Origin of the sequence: Marinomonas posidonica, assembly GCF_043643765.1 — a bacterium.
GTDB classification, from domain to species: Bacteria; Pseudomonadota; Gammaproteobacteria; order Pseudomonadales; family Marinomonadaceae; genus Marinomonas; species Marinomonas posidonica_A.
The window spans coordinates 15,187-27,411 of sequence record NZ_JBHZSP010000021.1 but is presented as its reverse complement, the minus strand read 5'-3'; the positions used below and the strand labels follow the sequence as shown (position 1 = coordinate 27,411).

12 protein-coding genes are annotated in these 12,225 nt (G+C 43.7%); 7 read left to right on the top strand and 5 right to left on the bottom strand.

Going from position 1 to position 12,225, the window contains the following annotated elements; translation table 11 throughout:
• Positions 1–108: 108 nt before the first annotated feature.
• From ACHUFM_RS17650 to ACHUFM_RS17635, 4 genes are all read right to left on the bottom strand, one after another.
• On the bottom strand, positions 109–1,149 hold the full coding sequence (locus tag ACHUFM_RS17650; RefSeq protein ID WP_394183913.1) for a Gfo/Idh/MocA family protein: 1,041 nt from the start codon (positions 1,147–1,149) through the stop codon (positions 109–111).
• Between the two features lie 87 nt (positions 1,150–1,236).
• Positions 1,237–1,893: a YceH family protein gene (locus ACHUFM_RS17645; RefSeq protein WP_394183912.1), complete on the bottom strand. Its 657-nt coding sequence runs from the start codon at positions 1,891–1,893 to the stop codon at positions 1,237–1,239.
• A gap of 8 nt (positions 1,894–1,901) precedes the next feature.
• Positions 1,902–2,696, bottom strand: a complete 795-nt coding sequence (locus ACHUFM_RS17640; protein ID WP_394183911.1) for a sterol desaturase family protein — start codon at positions 2,694–2,696, stop codon at positions 1,902–1,904.
• Between the two features lie 199 nt (positions 2,697–2,895).
• Positions 2,896–4,044, bottom strand: coding sequence for a MalY/PatB family protein (locus tag ACHUFM_RS17635; RefSeq protein ID WP_394183909.1), 1,149 nt, complete (start codon positions 4,042–4,044; stop codon positions 2,896–2,898).
• 379 nt (positions 4,045–4,423) lie between these two features.
• Here ACHUFM_RS17635 and betI point away from each other — a divergent pair, with 379 nt between their 5' ends.
• The 5 genes from betI (at position 4,424) to ACHUFM_RS17610 (ending at position 9,694) form a co-directional block, all read left to right on the top strand.
• Positions 4,424–5,023, top strand: a complete 600-nt coding sequence (gene betI / locus ACHUFM_RS17630; protein WP_394183908.1) for a transcriptional regulator BetI — start codon at positions 4,424–4,426, stop codon at positions 5,021–5,023.
• A gap of 120 nt (positions 5,024–5,143) precedes the next feature.
• The gene (locus tag ACHUFM_RS17625; protein WP_394183907.1) at positions 5,144–6,079 is read left to right on the top strand and encodes a choline ABC transporter substrate-binding protein; all 936 of its coding nucleotides are present in this window, start codon (positions 5,144–5,146) and stop codon (positions 6,077–6,079) included.
• A gap of 83 nt (positions 6,080–6,162) precedes the next feature.
• Positions 6,163–7,008, top strand: a complete 846-nt coding sequence (gene choW, locus ACHUFM_RS17620) for a choline ABC transporter permease subunit (protein ID WP_113875793.1) — start codon at positions 6,163–6,165, stop codon at positions 7,006–7,008.
• 3 nt (positions 7,009–7,011) lie between these two features.
• Positions 7,012–8,199: a choline ABC transporter ATP-binding protein gene (gene choV, locus ACHUFM_RS17615; RefSeq protein ID WP_394183905.1), complete on the top strand. Its 1,188-nt coding sequence runs from the start codon at positions 7,012–7,014 to the stop codon at positions 8,197–8,199.
• A 211-nt stretch (positions 8,200–8,410) separates the two neighbouring features.
• A complete protein-coding gene (locus ACHUFM_RS17610; RefSeq protein WP_394183903.1) occupies positions 8,411–9,694 on the top strand; it encodes an MFS transporter in 1,284 nt (427 codons plus the stop codon).
• A 30-nt stretch (positions 9,695–9,724) separates the two neighbouring features.
• Here the strand turns inward: ACHUFM_RS17610 and ACHUFM_RS17605 are convergent, their stop codons facing one another.
• Positions 9,725–10,330 (bottom strand): LysE/ArgO family amino acid transporter, encoded by a 606-nt coding sequence (locus ACHUFM_RS17605; protein WP_394183901.1) that lies wholly within the window; start codon positions 10,328–10,330, stop codon positions 9,725–9,727.
• An 88-nt stretch (positions 10,331–10,418) separates the two neighbouring features.
• On the opposite strand from ACHUFM_RS17605, the gene ACHUFM_RS17600 reads away from it, so the two are divergent.
• Positions 10,419–11,300, top strand: coding sequence for an ArgP/LysG family DNA-binding transcriptional regulator (locus ACHUFM_RS17600; RefSeq protein ID WP_394183900.1), 882 nt, complete (start codon positions 10,419–10,421; stop codon positions 11,298–11,300).
• A gap of 74 nt (positions 11,301–11,374) precedes the next feature.
• Entirely contained in the window at positions 11,375–12,211 is an 837-nt protein-coding gene (gene galU, locus ACHUFM_RS17595) for a UTP--glucose-1-phosphate uridylyltransferase GalU (protein WP_394183898.1), read from the top strand.
• Positions 12,212–12,225: the final 14 nt, after the last annotated feature.

Genomic DNA, 12,225 nt, shown 5'->3' with positions numbered 1-12,225 from the left:
CCTGAGTCCGATAGCGTATCGGAATCAGGCCTTGAAAGCCGCTTAGAACAGAGTCCAACTTTATGGGGTCAGTTCATAACGAGGCTTTTTATTATCAACTCAGCCTATTTAATGCTTATGATGGCTATGCTCATGATGATGGTGCTCTAGATCCTCATGAGACGGTTGTTCTTCTCCGGGGTAATACAAGCCCATGTCCTGACGTACTTCATCAAGTGTGGCTAATAATGCCAAGCTGTCTTGCCAACTATGATTGGGGCTTTGTAGCAGGCCTTCTTCCAAACAGCGGTTAACCTCATCGACTTCGAATTGATAGCCCATACCGGGGAAATCAAATTCAACGGCTCGTTCATTTTTAGCCCCATCCACTATGCGGCACGACTTTGCACAGAACCATTCAGAGTCAATTTCGATATAACCTTTTGTGCCAGATAAAATCGCACGATTCGGATGACAAGAAATCAAGGACGCTTCCAATGACGCTAGCTGCCCGTTTTCCCATCCCAACAAAATTTGCTCAAATACATCCACATCCGTGTCACCAATGACGGCTTGATTCTGAACAAAATCCGGCTTTCCAAAGAACAACTGAGCTAAGAACACAGGGTAAATCCCCACATCCAATAAAGCCCCACCACCCATTTCAAGATTCATTAGTCTGTGATTTGGATCGGTCGGTGCGACAAAGTTAAAACTCGCTTGGATGCTTTGTAAATGGCCGATTTCACCTTCTTCAACCCATTCCAATACCTGCTCAATCACAGGGTTAAAACGGGTCCACATGGCTTCCATGACAAACACTTCATGTCGCTCAGCTAATTCATAGAGCTCGCTCGCTTGCGCCTCATTTAGGGTAAAAGGCTTCTCACACAAAACCGCTTTGCCCGCTAAGATACAAGCTTTTGCTAGGTCATAGTGATGTACATGTGGGGTGGCAATATAAATCACATCGACTTCATGACTATTGATCAAAGAGAAGTAATCCACAAACGCCAGTTCTATGTCATATTTCGCCGAAAAAGCATCTGCAGACGCTTTATTTCTTGAAGCGACAGCTCTAAGCTCTCCCGACTTCACATAACGGAAATCACTCGCAAATGCATTGGCGATTTGCCCTGTACCGATAATTCCCCAGCGTAATGTCTTCATCGCTTCCCCCTTAACCTAACCAAATGCGGTCATTTCAGACGAAACAACCGAGCTGTAAAAATGCCCTAAGTTTGACCCTAAAGGTCATTATAGTCCACTGGCATTTTCTAACGCTTGAATTCGCGCCATTAAACTCGATACCTGAGACTCTAATTCATTGACTCTACTTTCAAGAGAAGCATTACTCAGCGGATATGCCTCTTCTTTAGATGAGACAGTGACTCGTTCAGAATCTAGGCAAAAGCACTCTTGAAATCGTGCTTCTCGCTTGCCAGCTTGTTTGGGTAAGACTTCAACATAAGGACCACCTACCATGTTTTTCAGAGCCTCCAGAGCGGCTTCCACTTCCTCTCTTGAGTCAAAATCATGTAAACGCCCGCTTCGAGAACGCAGCTCACCTGGTGTTTGTGGCCCTCGTAAAAATAGCAGACAAATCACCGCGGTTTGTGCTGCATCGAATTTCAGGTCCGAAAACTCAGTATTACAGAATCGATGTTGATATTTGCTTACACGGCTGTGGCCACCAGCCACTTCGGTGATCAACCCACGCTCAACAAGGGAGTCCACTGCATCCTGAACGTCTTGTTCTGACAAGGTCATCACAGGCTCACGATTAGACTTTTGGTTACAAGCGGTTTGTAATGAATTCAGGCTCAATGGATAATATTCTGGCGTCGTAATGGCTTTCTCAATGAGGCAACCAATAACGCGCATTTCGATAAAATTAAGTTCATGGTAGCTCATAATATTCCCTACTTTTGTTTATTACGAATGACCAATTTAAAGGGCATGATTAATAGTGCTTTAAATGAATTAGGTTGGTATGTTTTAGTATTAGGCAAACCAATGCGGATAGCCGCATCCCCTCCAAGTGCTTGCTGACATTTAGTCGCAAATATCCCATCCCAAATACTCAGAAAAAAACCAAAATTACGATTTGCTTCAATGTCTCGACGCGAATGATGAATGCGGTGCATGTCTGGCGTCACAAGAACCCGCCGGACGATGGATTCCAGTGGATGTGGTAAACGAGCATTAGTGTGATTAAACATGGCTGATGCGTTCAATAAAATATCGAACAGCAAAACGGCAATAACAGGAATCCCTAACAAATAAATGGCCGTCGCTTTAATCACCAAAGACAAAATGATTTCAATAGGATGGAAACGTACCGCCGAGCTCACGTCTAACTCAGGATCGGAATGGTGAACGCGATGAATGCGCCATAGCCAAGGAATTCGGTGAAACAGCCTATGTTGCCAATAGATCAAACAATCCAGACAAACAATACTGAATAAAATCGTCAGCCAGGTTGGCCAGGATAATTGAGAGAATAAACCTACATCATTACCTAATAAAGCAATAAACGACAACAAAAGTGGCTGAATAAGACGAACGCAAATCGCACCTAAAACTAACAAGAATAAATTATGTGGCCAACGTTTACGCCACAATAATAAGGCACTTCTCGGTTGCCACCATTGCCAACCAATTAGGCACACCAAAATGATCGCAAAAAAACCAAAACGAACAGAAAAATCAATCATTTAGCACACAAGCAAGTTGATACTTAAAGCAGTGCATCCCGCTATGCCAAAGACCATCATGAATGAGTGAATCGCACTCCTGCGATGCACAATAAAATAGGACTGACACTCGCGTTATAAGTTCCTTAAAACGGGCATGATGGCATAATCATCAATACAAACATGCCCATCTCATAACAAGAGGCACCTTTTCTACGTATCAAACAACCTTTGCTAAGGCTGCTTCAATACGATCTAAAGCTTGCTGAAGAAGACTCATCGGACAACCAAAGTTTAGTCTAACAAATGAGGCGTTGCCGAAGTCCTTACCCGATGACACACCTACGCCGGCGTTTAAGAAAAATTCATATGGATCTTCAACAGGTACGTCAGAGGCGTCAATCCAAGCAAGATAGGTTCCTTCTAAGTGGTTCATCTTCAGAGGTGTATTAGCCAAGCGCTGAGCCAAGTAATCGCGGTTTTGGCATAAATACTTCAATAAACACTGGTGCCACTGCTGTCCATCCTCATACGCTGACATGGCAGCAGTTAAACCCAACATATTTGGGGAAGCCACTAAACCAGCTCGGGCTTGCTTGAACGTTTGTCGCAACTGGGCATTTTCTATCACCGCAAAGGCATAGCCCAGTCCCGCGATGTTAAAGGTTTTACTTGGTGCCATTAACGTGATCGTACGTTTAGCCGCATCCTCATTTAAACTAGCAAAAGGAATATGAGGTAAATCATCCAAAATAAGGTCGCAGTGAATCTCATCACTGACCACTAATAAATCGTATTTCTCAGCAATCGAGTGGATAGCAAGCAACTCTTCACGACGAAATACCGTACCACCAGGATTGTGAGGATTGCATAACAGCACCATTTTACTGTTTTGTTTAGCACATGCTGCTTCAAAGGCCTGCATATCAGGCAACCAGCGGTCATCCTGCAATACCATGTCAATCTTGTGTAATTCACGGCCAGCGAGCTCTGGCGCCCTAGTCAAATGATAATAGACCGGTCCTGGTACGACGATACCATCACCTTTCTCTGAAAAGATTTGAACACTTAAATGTAGAGCACAAACTAATCCCGGCAGGTGCACTAAATGGTTACCAGAAATGGACCAAGCATAGCGAGCCTCAAGATGATTCTGAATAGCCAGAACTAAAGCCTTCGGAGTATGTGTATAGCCAAATACGCCTTGCTCAACTCGCTCTTTAAGAGCTGTTTTGATGCACTCAGGCGCATCAAAATCCATGTCAGCCACCCACATTGGAATCACCTGTTCAGGGTACTTTGCCCATTTATCACTACTCATTTCAGAACGATCAATAATACGGTCAAATACAGAAGAAGATACATCCATCAGACAAAGCTCCACTCATCAGTTTAATCTTCATCATACCCAGTTCATTGATAAATAACGAGAACTTGTGAGTACCCTATGGCCTTCATCACACGATATCTAACACAAAACCGTCATTAAAAAATTCCAACTAAATAACCCGTTTCTCAGGGGGGATTTGACTCAAAAATGCAACATCTTGCTTATTTTTTATCCCAAACCGACATAAGGCTTCACAAAAAAGACCTCGAAAAAATTTAAAAGTATATTTTTTCCAATTAAATCATATAGTTAAATTAGTTAGAGCACTAATATTTAGAATTGTCAAGGGTTGACCTAAATTGCACAATCAGCCTAGTATAGTTTTCGTTAAACAGCTGTTTAATAAAAAGGTTCATCAATGCCCAAAGTAGGAATGCCCGAAATACGTAAGCCTCAACTCATCGAGGCTGCCATTAAAGCCATTGATAAATATGGTTTTTCTGGCGCTACCGTCAGTATTATTGGCAAAAAAGCAGGCGTCTCACCTGCCATTATAAACCATTACTTTGGTGGCAAAGACGGTCTATTCGAAGAGACCATGAAAAGCTTGATTCGTGAATTTTTTGAAGTTTTATCTGACGAAGTCATGAAATCGAAAGATAAACCCGCTAAAGATAAAGTGATGGCTATAGTTAAAGCAGGCTTTAGTCAATCTCAAACCCATCCCCAAGTGGTCAAAGCTTGGATGGGTTTTTGGGCGTCAGCCATGCATACTCCGTCACTGTTTCGTTTACAACGTGTTTATTCTAAGCGTCTTCAAAGCGCTTTGGTGCATGTATTAAAAACCGAATTTCCAGTGGTACAAGCGCGTAATGTGGCTTGCACTGTAGCGGCGATGATTGATGGTATGTGGTTACAAGGATCTTTGGCTGGCGGTATCCACAAAGAAACATCCGCTAAACTAATAGAAGATTACTTAGATTTGATCATGCCTGATAGAGGCTATCGCCCACATTAAGTAACAGTAAATGCTAAGAATGGTCGAATAATACACCATGGAGCAAGGTAGAACGCTCGATATTGCAATGACAATATGGCACTAATCAATTTTTGATTATCACAAAAGAGAGGGTAAGGTATGTTAAACAAAGCAACAAAAACCGCGATCGCCATTAGTTTGGCTAGTGTGTCAGGCTTCACCATGGCAGCAAGCTGCTCAACGGTACGTTTTTCTGATGTAGGTTGGACTGACATTACAGCAACAACCGCCATTACGAGCGAAGTGGTAGAAGGCTTAGGATACAAATCCAAAACTCAATTGCTTTCTGTCCCGGTCACTTACACTTCACTTGCTAACGGTGACATTGATGTTTTCCTAGGAAACTGGATGCCAACCATGCAAGCGGATATCGAACCTTACCTAAAAGCCGGCACAGTTGAAGACCTTGGTCCAAACCTAAAAGGCGCTAAATACACATTGGCCGTTAGCAAAAATGCTTATGAAGCAGGTGTCACCGATTTTGCAGCCATTGCCAAACACCGTAAAGATTTCTCTGGTCGTATCTATGGTATTGAACCAGGTAACGACGGTAACCGCATCATCCAAGACATGATCGACTCAAACGCGTTTGGTCTTGGTGATTTCCAACTGGTTGAATCCAGTGAAGCCGGTATGTTGTCACAAGTCAGCCGTAACACTCGCCGTGGTAAATGGATTGTGTTCTTAGGTTGGGCACCACATCCAATGAACGCCAACTTCGATATGGAATACCTAGCCGGTGGCGATGATTATTTCGGTCCTAATTTCGGTGGTGCAAACGTGCACACTAATATCCGTAAAGGCTATTTAGAAGAATGTCCAAATGTTGGTAAATTGCTCACTAACCTAACATTCTCATTGCCAATGGAAAACGAAGTCATGGGCGCTATTCTTGACGATGGCAAGAAGCCGAATGTTGCTGCTCGTGATTGGTTAAAAGCGAACCCAGGCGTTCTTGATGCTTGGTTAGAAGGCGTTAACACGACCTCTGGTAGCAATGGCCTAAGTGCGGTTAAAGCACACCTAGGGCTTTAATACCCTCTTTGTCACACCTCAACATGTTATGCAGTCCACTAGGCTGCATAACATGTCTTATTTAATCTTCGGGAGAACACTATATGAATTGGCTGACGGATAATAAAATTCCTCTTGGCGCTTGGATGGAAAACTTTGTCGATTGGCTAGTTGATGCGGCTTCCGTTTTTTTTGACCTAGTTTCAATCACACTAGAAACTATGATTATTTCTATGGTTGATGCCATTGAATGGCTTCATCCTTTAGTTGTCATTGGCGTTGTATTAGCCGGTGCATGGTTCCTTCATCGCAGTATCGGCCTGCTGGTTTTTATTGCCGCCGCTTTGTTACTCATTATTAATATGGGCTATTGGGTTGAGACCATCCAAACCCTAGTACTAGTTGTGTCTGCTACCGCGATAAGCGTACTCATCGGAGTGCCAATTGGAATCGCTGCAGCGCATCGACCTTGGCTGTATACTTTATTACGCCCCATGTTGGATTTAATGCAAACCATTCCAACCTTTGTTTACCTCATCCCAACACTCATTCTATTTGGATTAGGCTACGTACCTGGCCTGATTTCAACCATTATATTTGCTATTGCCGCACCGATTCGTCTGACTTACCTAGGTGTTAGCAAGGTACCAAACGAGTTATTAGAAGCGGGCTTAGCCTTCGGTTGTACAAAATCTAAACTGCTTTACAAAGTTGAGCTGCCAGCAGCCATGCCAAGCATTATGGCAGGGGTAACTCAATGTATCATGCTGTCTCTTTCTATGGTGGTTATTGCCGCTCTGGTTGGCGCGGACGGACTCGGTAAACCGGTTGTACGTGCACTGAACACCGTAAACATTTCTCAAGGTTTTGAAGCGGGTGTTGCCATTGTCTTGGTGGCCATCATTCTTGACCGTATTTGTAAAACCCCATCCGTTAAGAACGAGGTTTAATTCATGACTGTTGTATCCATTGAAAATGTCGACATTGTTTTCGGCGACAATCAAGAAAAAACCTTGCCCTTAATGGACAAAGGTCACAGCCGCGATGAAATTCTAGGCATGTCTGGCGATGTGGTTGGTGTGCAAAATGCCAACATCGAAGTCAATGAAGGTGAAATCTGTGTATTAATGGGCCTATCAGGCTCTGGTAAATCGACTCTTCTCCGAGCAGTGAATGGCTTAAATAAAATTGCCCGTGGTCGCTGCCTAGTTAGAGATGGCGATAGCATGATTGATATGGCGAAGTGTGATGAAACCACTCTACGTCATATGCGCACTCATCGTGTCTCTATGGTGTTTCAAAGTTTTGCTCTGATGCCTTGGCTTACCGTACTAGAAAACGTGGCTTTCGGACTTGAGATGCAAGGCATGCCGAAAGAAGAACGTCTTCAAAAAGCTCGCGAGCAATTGAAGATGGTGAGCTTGGACCAGTGGGCCGACAAAAAGCCTGACGAACTATCTGGTGGTATGCGTCAACGTGTTGGTTTAGCACGTGCTTTTGTCATGGACACAGATGTACTCTTAATGGATGAACCTTTCTCAGCACTGGACCCGTTAATTCGTTCTCAGTTACAAGACGAATTAATCGAATTACAGAAGCGTTTGAATAAAACCATTATTTTCGTCAGCCATGACCTAGACGAAGCGCTTAAAATTGGTACAAAAATCGCCATCATGGAATCGGCTCGTATTATCCAAGAAGATACACCAGAGCAAATCGTCTTGAATCCAGCGACAGAGTACGTTGAAAAATTTGTTGCGCACACCAACCCACTCAATGTATTACGTGGTCGTTCTTTGATGACACCGATTGATCAATTAGCAGTAAAAGATAATCGTATCATGGTCAATGATGACGCTTGGATTGAATTGGATGGTGGTAAGCTAATCAAAGCTCATAATCATAATAGTGAAATAGCGACTGTAGATTGGACGCCTGAGACAATTTTAGCCAATACACCAAAAGACGCTGTCTTCCTTGTACCTGCAAACATTGCCATGCGTGAAGCGGTTGAAATTCGTTATCACGCAGATCAATTTATGATTCTCATGGAGGAAGATCAATGTCTTGGTGTGTTGCAGGATCATAACTTCTACCACGCCTTATTAGGCAAGCATTTCGGACGAGATGAAAGTCTCTAATTTGTACCCCAAAAGCGAACCGAATTGGTTCGCTTTTTTGAACTGTGTCTTCACGCTTCCCTCGCTTTTATTGTGCTTTTTGAGCAGACCCAAAAACCTTCTACTCACGAAGAATAAGCATTGCATTCAGGAAATCTATCGGTATAGTCTGCCGAAATATTAACCAGCTGCTTTTTTTCAGATTTCCCAGTGAAATGAACAAGGACATGACATGTTAAAGCAAACCCTGCTGCCTATCTGGAGCTTACTCTTTGGCATTGCGATTTTAACCATAGCCAGCGCCCTGCAAAGCTCGCTTATCGGTATCCGTGCGTCCATTGAAGAGTTCAATACGTCCGCGACTGGGTTAATCATGTCGGCCTATTATTTAGGTTTCATTGTGGGTTCCTTGATTGTGCCAAACTGGATCAAGAACGTTGGTCACATTCGAGTGTTTGCGGCAGTGGCTTCTCTCGCCTCAATCACCATCCTTATGCAGTCCGTATTGGTTAACCCTTGGTTTTGGATCTTTATGCGTATGTGTACCGGGTTATGCTACGCCGCCTTGTTTATTGTCACCGAAAGTTGGCTAAATGAAATCTCCACCAACACCACACGAGGTCGCTTATTTTCCATTTATATTATTGAGATTTGGGCTTGCCAGACATTAGGCCAAGCACTGCTGAACATTGCTTCGCCAGGAGGTTACGGACTTTTCATCCTAACGTCCGTATTGATTTCTTTGGCTTTGGTACCGTTATTATTGGTCAGAACCCCATCGCCGACCATTGATATTCCAGAAAAGCTCAACATCATGGGGTTGGTTCGAACCGCACCGCTTGGGGTCACAGGGGTCACCATTGCTGGTATCACGTCTGGGGCAATGCTCAGCTTAGGGGCGTTGTATGCCAAAAGTATCGGCATGAACATCATCCAAATATCCCTGTTTACGGGGGCCAGCTACATAGGCGGCATGTTATTACAATGGCCAATTGGCTTATTATCAGACCGACAAGATCGACGGGTCACCATTTTGTGGGTGGCCATTGTCGGAGGCGTAACCGCACTTATTGTGCCGTTTGGCTACAATATGGATAACCAGATCATCATGATGATCGGGATGTTTATGATTGGTGCCTTTATCTTTCCTATGTATTCACTGGCATCATCACACATTAATGATCAGCTTAGACCGGAACAAATTTTATCTGCCAGTAGCGGCATTATCTTGCTAAATGGCGTCGGTGGGATGATTGGTCCTATATCGGCTGCTATTTTGATGGATTGGATCAGCTTAAACGCGCTTTTCTGGTTCGTATCTTTCATGAACATTTTTGTCATTCTCGTGGCCTTGTACCGTATTAATGCACAACCTGCGATGGTTATCGAAGAGCAAGGGGATCAGATTCCAGTCGCACTGACCGTATCGTCCGTTGCCACCGCAGAGATGCTAGTCGAAGCTGACTCATCCATTCAAACCGAAGAGAAAGGCCACGAGGTAGAAATCAAACTCTAGCCAATCCCTCCACACTTAAAGCCACCCTCCTTAGAAAGGCTGGGTGGCAATTTGAAAAGCAATAAACCAGATCAACAACGCATTGATGCGATTAAACCAGCGCCAAAAGCTCGCTTTCTCGAGTAAGGCGGCACACAATCGCCCAACAAACGCTAAGGATAGAAACCACGCAAAGGAGGCCAATATCCCCCCCATGACAAACTGCCATTTCTCTTCTTGCCATTGATTTGCCAAACTACCAATTAAAATCATGGTATCTAAATAAAAATGTGGGTTTAACCAAGTTACGGCTAAGGCCATCATAAACAGAGGCCAAATAGCGAGTTTTTTGGTGTATAGCTCTAAAATTAAATGCTCTTCTAGAAAAGACGCTCGCCATTTACCGTAAGCAAACCAGGCTAAAAATGCGACACCGCCCCAACGAGAAATAGCCAGTAACCAGTCATGCGTTTGCAACAATAACCCAATCCCAAAGGCGCCCAGCATCATGGAAATCGCATCACTCACAATAAACAACAATGCCAAAGGAAACGCATAATGACGTTTTAGTGCTTGCTCTAATAGAAAACTGTTCTGCGCACCCACCGCAATAATCAAACCACCACCTGTGATTGCACCACTCATTAAAGCCAACATAAGTTCATCTCCTAATAATTGACTTGATCTTATGCAAAGAGACCACTAAATTAAAATTAATTAAATTTAAACTGCATTAATAAAACTTATGTTCGATTATAAAGCATTGATCAGCTTACAGGCGGTGGTGAAATACCAGAGCTTTGACAAGGCAGCCACGGCACTTCACATCACACAATCAGCGGTATCGCAAAACATCAAACGTCTAGAGTTGGAGTATGGGCGCCCGTTATTGATTCGCGCCAGACCCGTAGTAGCAACCCCGTTAGGAGAAAAGCTTCTTGCTCATTTAAATAAGGTGAGTTTGCTAGAAGAGGGCTTACAGGAGAGCATTCAAGGAGAAGTCAGTCACCAACCACTTAATATTGCGACCAACAATGACGTGCTGGCCACCTGGTTTATTCAAGTGATGCAGGCGTTTGCTAACATCAGCACCACCAAATTACACATCAAAGCGGCGGACCAACTCCAAACTCGCAGCATGCTGCAGAGTGGACAAGTAGTGGCTTGTTTAAGCCAAATAGGTACACCCGTCGCAGGGGGTGATGTGATATTTTTGGGTAATATGAGTTACGAACTGGTCGCGACTCAATCTTTTATTGATGACTATCTGCACGGTGACGTCAGTGTCCATTCCGTTGCTAACTCCCCTTCTCTGGTCTATAACGAAAACGATGAGTTGTGGGAACGTTATCAAACGGAATGTTTAAAAATAAAAGCTGATGTCAACAACAGTCATTGGTACCCATCTTCACACGGTTTCGTAGAACTTGTCATGGGTGGCACAGTCTGTGCTTTAGTTCCTAGTGTCCAGGTTAAACAACAGTTAGAAAACGGGCAGCTGATTTCCCTGTTTCCAAGTGACAAAATCGCCTTGCCACTTTATTGGCATTGGTACAAACTTAACGCCCCAATATTGGATCGCTTAACTAAGGTGATAAAAACTGTCACACAAGATGTCCTATACTAAAGGCCATTAGAGAAACAGGCTGGCTATGCCCACGTTTGGACAGCCACTTTACACAGCCATTTTAAGGAAAAACTATGATACGCAAATGTCTATTCCCTGTTGCAGGCTACGGCACCCGTTTTTTGCCAGCCACTAAGTCCATGCCCAAAGAAATGCTTCCTATTGTTAACAAACCTCTAGTGCAATACGGTGTGGAAGAAGCAACAGCAGCAGGCCTTAACAATGTGACTTTTGTTACTGGTCGAGGCAAACGAGCCATTGCTGATCACTTTGATATCAGTTACGAGTTGGAACACCAAATCTCAGGCTCCAGCAAAGAAAAATACCTTGAAGGCATTCGTCACCTTATCGACAATGTTAACTTCTCTTTTACACGTCAAAACAACATGTTAGGCCTTGGCCATGCCATTTTGACCGGCGAACCTTTAATCGGTGACGAAGCCTTCGGCGTTGTCTTAGCAGATGACCTTTGCTTCGGTGAAGACGATGGTGTCATGGCGCAAATGGTAAAACTCTACAACCAATTCCGTTGTACTATTGTCGCGATTGAAGAAGTACCTGAAGACGAAGTACACAAATACGGCGTGATTAAAGGTGAATCCATGATGGAAGGGCTTTTCCGAGTGACGGACATGGTTGAAAAACCAGCGAAAGAAGACGCGCCATCCAACCTGGCGATTATCGGTCGCTACATTCTCACGCCTGATATCTTTGATAAAATTCGCAACACACCACCTGGTCGTAACGGCGAAGTGCAAATTACAGACGCCATTATGCAACAAGCAAAAGAAGGCTGTGTTTTAGCCTATAAGTTTAAAGGCAAACGTTTTGACTGTGGTAGCGTCGATGGCTTCGTTGATGCAACCAATTTCTGCTATAAAAACATCTATAAAGACCCAACAGAGTCCTAATCAAAAAGGGAACG

Bases quoted from the DNA above. Each gene is read 5' to 3' on its own strand.
- ACHUFM_RS17650 (WP_394183913.1), bottom strand. From the start codon at position 1,149: ATGAAGACATTACGCTGGGGAATTATCGGTACAGGGCAAATCGCCAAT.
- ACHUFM_RS17645 (WP_394183912.1), bottom strand. From the start codon at position 1,893: ATGAGCTACCATGAACTTAATTTTATCGAAATGCGCGTTATTGGTTGC.
- ACHUFM_RS17640 (WP_394183911.1), bottom strand. From the start codon at position 2,696: ATGATTGATTTTTCTGTTCGTTTTGGTTTTTTTGCGATCATTTTGGTG.
- ACHUFM_RS17635 (WP_394183909.1), bottom strand. From the start codon at position 4,044: ATGGATGTATCTTCTTCTGTATTTGACCGTATTATTGATCGTTCTGAA.
- betI (WP_394183908.1), top strand. From the start codon at position 4,424: ATGCCCAAAGTAGGAATGCCCGAAATACGTAAGCCTCAACTCATCGAG.
- ACHUFM_RS17625 (WP_394183907.1), top strand. From the start codon at position 5,144: ATGTTAAACAAAGCAACAAAAACCGCGATCGCCATTAGTTTGGCTAGT.
- choW (WP_113875793.1), top strand. From the start codon at position 6,163: ATGAATTGGCTGACGGATAATAAAATTCCTCTTGGCGCTTGGATGGAA.
- choV (WP_394183905.1), top strand. From the start codon at position 7,012: ATGACTGTTGTATCCATTGAAAATGTCGACATTGTTTTCGGCGACAAT.
- ACHUFM_RS17610 (WP_394183903.1), top strand. From the start codon at position 8,411: ATGTTAAAGCAAACCCTGCTGCCTATCTGGAGCTTACTCTTTGGCATT.
- ACHUFM_RS17605 (WP_394183901.1), bottom strand. From the start codon at position 10,330: ATGTTGGCTTTAATGAGTGGTGCAATCACAGGTGGTGGTTTGATTATT.
- ACHUFM_RS17600 (WP_394183900.1), top strand. From the start codon at position 10,419: ATGTTCGATTATAAAGCATTGATCAGCTTACAGGCGGTGGTGAAATAC.
- galU (WP_394183898.1), top strand. From the start codon at position 11,375: ATGATACGCAAATGTCTATTCCCTGTTGCAGGCTACGGCACCCGTTTT.